The sequence below is a fragment of the Ferrovibrio sp. genome, assembly GCF_025869515.1.
Lineage (GTDB): Bacteria > Pseudomonadota > Alphaproteobacteria > Ferrovibrionales > Ferrovibrionaceae > Ferrovibrio.
On the sequence record NZ_JAOZVR010000056.1, the window covers coordinates 1 to 8090 of the forward strand.

An 8090-nucleotide genomic window follows, 5' to 3' on the forward strand; every position below is an offset into this window, starting at 1 on the left:
CCGTCTGCTCCAGCGCCGCCGCCTGGCTCTCCGTCCGCTGCGCCAGATCCTGGCTCCCCGTCGAGATCTCCGCAGATGCATCCCGCACCATCGCGGCCGCGGCGGCGAGTTTTTTCATGGTATCCGACAGCCGGTCGCTGACCTGGTTGGCATCGCCGGCCAGGGTGGCGAACAGGCCCTGATACTGGCTGCGGATGCGATGGGTCAGGTCGCCATCGGCCAGCTTGTGCAGCATGGTGCCGAGGTCGCCGAGTGCGCGTTCCACCGTGCCGAGCAGCGTGTTGACGCCCTCGCCCAGCTCCTGCATCACGCCTTCGATCCGGCTCGTATCGATGCGTTCGCTCAGGCGGCCGGCATTGGCGGCGGCGACGATATCGCCCACCGCGCTTTTCAGCAGGGTTTCCTGTTCCTTGCGTTCGGATTCGAAGCGAAGCCGATCGGCTTCGATCTGTTCCTGCAGCTGCTGCGCTTCCTGGCCCTGGTCCTTGAACACCTGCACCGCCCGGGCCATGTCGCCGATCTCGTCGCTGCGTTCCGTGCCGATCACCTGGGTGTCCCAGTCGCGGTTGGCGAGCCGGCCCATGGTGCCGGTGGTGGCCACGATCGGATCGATCACGCGACGACCGATGTAAAGCCAGCCGATGCCGATCGCGGCGACAAGGCAGATCGCGGTGATGATCGCCATCACGGTCTGTGCAATATTGATGGCAGCGATCGAGGCTTGCGACGATGAGGCGGCATCGGCGCGGGCCGAGGCGACCAGCTGGTCGACTGCATCCGAGAGCGCCAGCGTGGCCGAGCGGCCTTCGCTGAGGGAGGCAAGCGCCTGGCGGGCGGCGGCGAGTTCCATCAGGCGGGTCTGGAACAGACCGTTCTCGCCCTCGCTGACCCGGGCGATGCCCGCCACCATCTCCTCGATTTCCTTGTTCGGATAAACCGCGACAACGGTCTCGAGGCTGCGCAGCATCTCCGCCTTGGTATTGATATTGTCGACCTGGATCAGCTCGACGGTTTCCGGGCTGTCCGCCTGCGCCGCCACGGCCAGCATGCCGACGCTCAGGTTCACCTTGGCGACCAGATCCTGGATGGCGCGGGCGCCGGCCACCTGCTTGTCGAGAATGCTCTGGATCATTTCCGATGCGCCGGCGCCGGTGGCGCGCGACACCAGCTCGAATTCCATCGTCATGTCCATCACCGCCTGGTCCACCGCCGGCTGGGCGAGGAACAGGAAGTTGGCATGGTTGTCGGTCATCGACTTGGTCAGCGCCTGGCGCTTGGCATTCAATGCCAGCCGCTCCTTCACCGCGGCATCGATGCGCTCCATCGCATCCGACAGCCGCATGAAGGAATCCTCGGCTTCCTTGCGCAGCTCTTCCGGCGCATCGGCGGCCTTGACCTGGGCCAGCGTGCGGGTGATCTGGGTCAGCTTGCCCTGCAGCACGGAGACACCGGTGGCGCGTTCGGCATCGTTGGTGGCATAGGCAAGCGCCGGGGCCGAAGCGGCGACATCGGCGCTTTGTGCCGACAGGGTGAGCGCGGCGCTGACAGCGGGCAGGCTGCGGTCGGTCACCAGGCCGAGCGCATTGCGCACCTGACCGAAAAAGCCGAACGAGATCAGGCTGGAAACCACCGCCATGGCGGCGATCACGCCGACGGCGAGAAAAAGTTTCTGACGAATTCCGAAACGCATTCTTGCGCTCCCCCTCAAACCCCACTGAAACATAGAGTGCGCTTGCACAATGTTGCGTGCAACCCCCATCCGTCGACGCCGTGGCGGAAGACCATCAAAACATGGTTAAGGCACACCCACAGGTATTATGAGAGTCGGGCCTGCGACTGCGCCGCGTTTATGCGCAGACTATGCGCAGGACCTCAGCAGAGCGGCGCGGCAGCTCAGAATTCCTGCCAGTCGTCCCCATCCGCAGCGGGCGCCGGCTTTGCGACAGGCTTTGCAGCCGGGGGTGGCGCCGCGGCTGCGGGCCTTGCCGCGGGGGCAGGCTTCGGTGCGGCTGCCGGCCGGACCGCCGGGGCTGCAGTCGGTGCCGGCCGCGGAGCAGCCGCGGGTGCCGGCCTTGGTGTCGGCGCAGGGGCCGCCGGTATCGCCATGCCGCTGCCGCCCTCAAGTTTGAAGAAGCCGACCAGATCGGCGAGCTGGCGGCCCTGATTGGCCAGCGCCTGGGCCGAGGCCGAGGTTTCTTCCACCAATGCGCCGTTGCGCTGGGTCATCTCGTCCATGCTGCCGACGGCGGTGTTGACCTGATCGAGACCGGTGGCCTGCTCGCGCGAGGCGGCGGCGATTTCAGCGACGATATCGGACACCTTCTTGATCGCCGTGACGATCTCGGTCAGCGAGCCGCCGGTCTGGTTCACCAGGCTGGCGCCGGTCTTCACCTGTGCATTCGATGCGCTGATCAGCGCCTTGATGTCCTTGCTGGCATTGGCCGAGCGCTGGGCGAGAGCACGCACCTCCTGTGCCACCACGGCGAAACCCTTGCCGGCTTCGCCGGCACGCGCGGCTTCGACCGAAGCGTTGAGTGCCAGCAGGTTGGTCTGGAAGGCGATCTCGTCGATCAGCCCGACGATGTCGCTGATCTTCTGCGCGCTGGCCTCGATCTGCGTCACCGCCGCGACGGCATCGCTCACCACGGCGCCGCCCTTTTCCGCGGTGTCGCGGGCCGCGACGGCGAGCTGATTGGCGGCCTGGGCATTGTCGGCATTCTGTTTCACCGTCGTGGTGATCTCGTGCATCGAGGCTGCCGTTTCCTCGATGGAGGCTGCCTGCGATTCCGTGCGCTGCGCCAGATCCTGGCTGCCCGAGGAAATCTCGCCAGACGCATCGCGCACCGTGCGCGCCGTATCGGCCAGGCGGCCGGCGAAGTCGCGCAGGCGCTCGGCCATCGCATTGGCACCGGTCTTGAGCTGGCCGAAGATGCCGGGATACTCCTTGCCCAGGCGCTGGGTCAGATCGCCCTGCGCCATGGCGGCGATCACCTGGGCAATCTCGCCGGTCATGGTCTGGCATTTGTCTGACATGGTGTTGATCGCATCGCCCAGCGATTTGATGAAACCGCTCTTGCCTGTCATGTCGATGCGTTCGGCAAAGCCGTTGTCGCTGGCGCTCTGCACCAGGGCCACCACTTCATTGCCCAGCCGCACTTCCTCGGTGCGGTCGGCCCATTCGACCACGGTGCCGACCCGTTCGCCGCGCTTGTTCAGCGCCGGATTGGCGATCAGGTCGAAGATGCGGCCGCCCACGGTGATGCGGGCGCGATAGGTGCCGGTCAGGTTGGCCAGCAGCTTTTGCTGATGCGCCGGATCCTTGTGGAAGATATCGACCGATTTGCCGATCAGCTCGTCGGCGCTGAAATGCGGCAGATCCCTGCGTATATCGGCCTCGGCATTCTTCAGCGTTTTGAGCACCGCATTATTGCAATAGATGATGGTGTTGCGTTCGTCGGCGATCATCACATTGGCGGTGACATTCTCCAGACCGCTCTGCGCCCGGGCCGCGCCGATCGAGGTCTGTTTGAGTTCCTCCACCGCGCGGGCCAGCGTGCCGATTTCGTCGTGGCGGTCGCGATAGCCGATCTCGACGCCCATGTCATACTGCGCCAGCTGCTCGGTCCAGCCGGCGATCTGCGGCAGCGGGCGCAGCAGCATGCGGGTCAGCAGGATGGCGATACCAAGGCCCAGGACCACGGCAATTGCGCCGGTGACCAGCACCTGCCAGGCGATCTTGTCGACAAAAGCCTCGATGTTGGTTTTCAGCACGCCGGCATACAGGATGCCGATGATCTTGCCGGCCGGATCGTAAACCGGGTGATAGATGGTGTAATACGGCTTGCCGAGAATGACCGCCTCGCCGAGATAGGTGCGGCCCTGCGTGACCGGGGCATAGGCGGCGCTGGCCTTGCCCAGCGGCGTGCCCACGGCGCGTTTGCCCTCGGCATTGATGATGTTGGTGGTCTTGCGGAAGAAGTCCTGCTCGGCATCCTGCCAGCGGAACAGCGTGGCGGTTTCGCCAGTCACCTTGCCGACCTCGTCGATCATGACATGCTCGGTGAAATCGGGGATCGCGGTCATGGTGACGCGCCCGACCTGGCCGCGGGCATCGATCTCGAATTTGGTATCGGGAAAGGTCTTGCGCACCAGCACGGCCAGGGTGCGCAAGCTGTTATTCTGCCGCTCGATCACCTGATCGGCGATTTCGCCGCGGATCTGCAGGATGGCGCCGCCGCCGACCCCGAGCGCGGTCAGCACGATCAGGATGGCGGTGAGCAGGGCGATTTTGGTGACGAGTGGCAGGCGGCTCAGCATTGTTTTATGTCCCTCGTTTAACTGCGGGCCGATACCATTAATACGGGTACGATTGCACAGGCCTGTCTGATCGGGCACACAAAATTTCTATTAATCCTAAATTTTTCGCAGGTGGCCGCGGAGGATTTTCTTAGATTATTCCGCGTGCAGAGCGCATTCTCGCGGTTTACGGCCAGAAGCGGCAGTGAGCCTTCATGCTATGCGCATCACGCGCAATGCGCGTATGGCAGCCGCTGCGATGTCGGGCTGAGATGGGGCTGTTAAACAGCGGGCTGAGATAACCGCGCTGCGGCCAGGATCAGTTCTCGCGGGCGTATTTGTCGCTCTGGGTCAGCGCCTGCAAAGTGATCAGACGTTCTTCGCCGCCCGGCTCCAGTTTACGGATGGCCGCATGTTCCGGCAGGTTGGGCAGCGAGACGATCCGTTCGACGCGCCAGCGCGCCTGCGCGGCGCGCGGGACGAAACGGGAGCATTCCAGAAAAACCGTTCCCACTGGAATGACAGCTTCGAGGCTCATGCTCATCGCTCTGCCACCCTCTCGGCTTGCGCAGCAGCACAGCGCGGCTGGGAGATTCGGTAAACAGAGCCACTCCAAGCATAAAACGGCGACGCAACAGCAGTATCAGGCATGCCTTGCTTCCCCCTGTGTCGACGCCGCAGCAGCATCCCCCTGAGCGATGCGCCGACTGTTGGGCCAGTATGCTTAATATTGTATAAATAAAAAAGCCGGTTTTCCGGGTTTTTTGGCGAATAGGGAGGATGGATTTACCCGTCGTGGCTGCTGCTAGAAACAGGTTTGCAGCTCATTGCGGCCGAAAGTGCTTTGCCGCTATTTGAACGAGATGCAAATCGCGGACCGTTTCCCTCGCAAATCCAAGCAATTTTTTCTGCATGGGATCGGCCTTTTGGGGGTCCTGGCCCTGATCGGCCTGCGTATTCTTGCCGTTCCGGTGACACTGGAGCCAGATTCCCAGCGCTATGTCGTGATGGGGCTGAACATAGCGGACTTCGGGACGCTTACCGGCCAAGGCTACCAGCCTCATACGCCCCCGCAGCCGGGGCTTGGCCAGGGCGGGCTGTTGACCGCCCTCGAGATCGCGATTGCAGCCCGGTTGCATGAGCCAACTCGCCAGAGCCTGATCTGCTTTGCGAGGCACGCGTTTCCCGCAACCGACTGTACCGGTCCACTGGCAGCGCTCAAATGGCTGTATGCTGCGGAATTGGCCATTTTTCTGTTTGCCCTGTATCGCATCGCCCTATTGGTTTTCACCGGGGATGCGGTGCGCGCCTGGCTTGCCGTGCTTGTTGCGCTGCCTTGCCGGGAGCTTTGGCAATACAGCCGCTTTGTTCTGGGCGAGCCGTTATTTATCGCCATGGCCGGCCTGTTTCTCTGGGCATGGCTGGCGGCTTGGAAACAGCCGCAGCGTTGGACCGGATGGTTGTTGGCCGGGCTCGTTCTCGGCCTCACCGTGCTGGTAAAACCCTCTTGGCTGGCGCTTGGGCCGCTCACCTTGCTGCTACTATTTGCCTTTGTCTGGCGGCATATCGGTCGTCGCGATCTGGCATTGACGGGCATGAGCTTCGCGATTGGCTTTGCTTTGCCGACCGCTGCCTTTCTGCTCCGGAATTATATTCAGCTTGGCCACTGGATCATGTCCGATCCGAATTACCTCATCGGCAACCTGTCGCACCGTTTTGCCTTCAACATGATGAGCTGGCGCGAATGGGGGATGGGCTGGATCTACTATCTGCCGGATTTCGGCGACAATATTGCGGTAAAATTGTTCGGCACCGATGCCGTCGCACGACTGGGATGGGGCCCGGCCAGTTTGTATGTCTACGGCCGTGATGTGTTGCAGGTGGCGATGCAGAAGTTAAGCCCGAGCGAGGCGCAGCAGCAGATTCTGCAGGCTTATGCGCTCAACGATCCGCTGAAGAATATTGCTGTTACTGCGCTGTTGGCGTTCCGCGGCCTGTTTATCGGTGGCAAATGGGGACTGTACGGTCTGCTGGCCTCGGTTGTGACGATGATTTGGCTGCTGCGCGGCGAGCAGCGGCGGTTGTGGCTGCTGCTGTTGCTGCCGGCGCTCATAATGGCTGGCGTCAATGCGCAACTCTCCGTCAGCATTGTGCGCTACAATCTGGCGCTGGTCCCGGCCTATGCGTTGGCGCTTGCAGCCGCGCTTCATGCATGTGGCGCCTTTGTTGCGGCAAAGACGATGCGGCGCGACAGGATATAGGTGACAAACATTGCCATGATCGAGCCGATCGCCAAGGCTGCAATCGGCCAAATCACGAACCACGGCATCGTTCGCACCAGCAGGGCGAAAATGGAAAAGTTGATTGCCATGCCGGTAAGCTGGATCGCCAGATAAAATGCATATTGCCGCCGCATCGATTGGCTACGATCGGTCTGGAAGGTCCAAATCCGGTTGAGCCACCAGGTTACGGTGATGGCGACGGGAAAACCGATGCTGCGTGCCAGCAGCGGCGACCAGCCCGCGCAGTCGTTCAGCAGTAGCAGAAATCCGCCATCGACGCTGAAGCCGATGCCGCCGACCACCAGGAACCGCAGTTTGTCGGCGTGCCGGGCAGCTTGTTGTCCCAGCCTGATATGCAGGTTAGGCGTCATTGCGGCGTGTCGGCGGCAGCGACAGATAGAATAGCCGCTTATAGGAGGTTTCAGCTAGCATGATGCTGTCGAGGATGATGCCGGTGATCAGGCTGATGGCACCCAGTACCACCAGACCGACCACGCCCACCGTGGTGGGAATGCGCAGTACGGTGTGGGTTTCTATGAAATGCCACAGGATCGGCATGCCCAGCGCCGCCGCGATGACGAAGAAAATGGCGGCCAGCGCGCTGAACAGGGCCAGCGGCCGCATCGCTTTCAGCAGTTTCAGTACCGTGAGCAGGATGCGGAAGCCGTCACGATAGGTTTTCAGCTTGCTGGCGCTGCCATCGCCGCGTTCAAAATAGTCGGTTTCGATTTCCGCCGTGGGCAGCCGAAGGTGGATCGCATGCACGCTCATCTCGGTCTCGATCTCGAAACCGGTGGACAGTGCCGGAAAGCTTTTGACAAAGCGCCGCGAGAAGATGCGATAGCCCGAGAAGATGTCGTTGAACTGGTTGCCGAACAGGGTGCGCACGATGGCGTTGAACAGGCGGTTGCCCCAGCGATGGCCGGCGCGATAGGCGCCGGACTGGGTGGCGCGGCGCACGCCCACCACCATGTCGAGATGCTCATCGAGCAGCAGGATTGCCATCTCGCTGGCGCGGCGCGTGTCGTAGGTGCCGTCGCCATCGGCGATGATATAGAGATCGGCTTCGATTTCGGAAAAGGCGCGGCGCACTGCATTGCCCTTGCCCTGCTGGCGCTCGGTGATCACCAACGCGCCGGCCCCGGCCGCCAGAGCTGCGGTGCCGTCACTTGAATTGTTGTCGAGCACATAGATCCGCGCGGTCGGCAATTCGCGGCCAAAGTCGGCCACCACGCGGGCGATGCTGCCGGCCTCGTTATGGCAGGGCAGGATGACAGCCAGGGAAACCTCCCGGCCTGCCTTGTACAATCCGGTCACGGTCACGATCCCCCTCGTCAGGCGGCGATATTCACCGTACCCCCCCCATTCAGGCAAGAGCCGACAGGCAAGGGCCGGCCTGTCGGCCGCGAACCCTGTCGCCATCAACGAAGCGTTTTTCTGAGGGGGAGGCAGGCGCGTGGTGGGCGGTACAAGGATCGAACTTGTGACCCCTACCATGTCAAGGTAGTGCTC

Annotated in this window: 6 protein-coding genes; 1 reads left to right on the top strand and 5 read right to left on the bottom strand. The window is 62.6% G+C overall.

Annotated elements, in window-relative coordinates; all coding sequences use genetic code 11:
* From OJJ21_RS09805 to OJJ21_RS09815, 3 genes are all read right to left on the bottom strand, one after another.
* Positions 1 to 1690 (bottom strand): methyl-accepting chemotaxis protein (locus tag OJJ21_RS09805; protein WP_297685657.1); only part of this gene is annotated, 1690 nt, incomplete at its 3' end.
* Between the two features lie 203 nt (positions 1691 to 1893).
* A complete protein-coding gene (locus tag OJJ21_RS09810; RefSeq protein ID WP_297685659.1) occupies positions 1894 to 4317 on the bottom strand; it encodes a methyl-accepting chemotaxis protein in 2424 nt (807 codons plus the stop codon).
* A 298-nt stretch (positions 4318 to 4615) separates the two neighbouring features.
* Positions 4616 to 4834, bottom strand: coding sequence for a hypothetical protein (locus OJJ21_RS09815; protein ID WP_297685661.1), 219 nt, complete (start codon positions 4832 to 4834; stop codon positions 4616 to 4618).
* 325 nt (positions 4835 to 5159) lie between these two features.
* Between OJJ21_RS09815 and OJJ21_RS09820 the strand changes: the two genes are divergently transcribed.
* On the top strand, positions 5160 to 6557 hold the full coding sequence (locus OJJ21_RS09820) for a glycosyltransferase family 39 protein (RefSeq protein WP_297685662.1): 1398 nt from the start codon (positions 5160 to 5162) through the stop codon (positions 6555 to 6557).
* Here the strand turns inward: OJJ21_RS09820 and OJJ21_RS09825 are convergent.
* Together OJJ21_RS09825 and OJJ21_RS09830 are read right to left on the bottom strand one after the other, a co-directional pair.
* On the bottom strand, positions 6503 to 6949 hold the full coding sequence (locus OJJ21_RS09825; protein ID WP_297685664.1) for a GtrA family protein: 447 nt from the start codon (positions 6947 to 6949) through the stop codon (positions 6503 to 6505). The two genes, OJJ21_RS09820 and OJJ21_RS09825, sit on opposite strands and share 55 nt — an antisense overlap.
* Entirely contained in the window at positions 6939 to 7901 is a 963-nt protein-coding gene (locus tag OJJ21_RS09830; RefSeq protein WP_297685666.1) for a glycosyltransferase, read from the bottom strand. Before OJJ21_RS09830 ends, OJJ21_RS09825 begins: the two co-directional genes overlap by 11 nt.
* Between the last annotated feature and the right edge of the window lie 189 nt (positions 7902 to 8090).